Genomic DNA, 775 nt, shown 5'->3' with positions numbered 1-775 from the left:
GGGCAACCATGTCCACTCAAGCCGCTGGTGTCCGCTTCAGCTTGCTGGGGCCCGTGATGGCGACCCGGGAGGGTGTTCCTCTTGATCTGGGTCCGCGTCAGCGGCGTGTGCTGCTGATCCGGCTGCTCGTCGCCGATGGCTGTGCGGTGAGTCTGCACGGGCTGTGTGATGACTTGTGGGGGGAGCGTCCGCCGGCTCGGGCGGCGACGGCGGTGCACGCGCACATCAGCCGGTTGCGTCGGGTGCTGCATCCGGTGGGGGCTTCGGGGGTGTGTCGGGAGGGTGTGCTGGCGACGACGCCGTACGGGTATGTGCTGCGGGTCGCTGGTGAGGACCGGGACACGGTGTGGTTCGAGCGGGCCGTGGCGGAGGGTCGTGAGTTGTTGGAGGCGGGGCGGCCGGAGCGGGCTGTGGAGGTGTTGGCGGGGGCGTTGGGGGTGTGGCGTGGTGATGCTCTGGCGGATGCTGCTTTTCTTCCTTTCGCTGCTCGGGAGATCGCTCGGCTGACGGAGCGTCGGCATGCGGCGCGGGAGTTGTGTGTGCGTGCGTTGTTGATGTCGGGGCGGCCGGATCAGGCGGTGTTGATGGCGCGTGATCTGGTGGATGAGGAGCCGTTGCGTGAGTCGGCCTGGGATCTGTTGATGCGGTCCTTGTGGTTGCTGGGGCGGCCGGCCGAGGCGTTGCAGCAGTACGACCTGGCGAGTCGGGTTCTGCACGCGGAACTGGGTGTCGATCCCGGCCCGGCCCTGCGCGGGCTCCGTCAGGCGATCCAGCA

1 protein-coding gene is annotated in these 775 nt (G+C 68.8%); it reads left to right on the top strand.

Annotated features, from left to right (window positions below; genetic code table 11):
* Positions 1–56: 56 nt before the first annotated feature.
* Positions 57–775, top strand: a 719-nt coding sequence (locus ACP4J0_RS38590) for an AfsR/SARP family transcriptional regulator (protein ID WP_426604131.1), incomplete at its 3' end; no start/stop codon positions are given.

It is taken from the genome of Streptomyces sp. WG7, from assembly GCF_049975785.1.
GTDB lineage: Bacteria > Actinomycetota > Actinomycetes > Streptomycetales > Streptomycetaceae > Streptomyces.
Note: the sequence above shows the minus strand (reverse complement) of the source record. Positions and strands in the feature narration are given on the sequence as shown.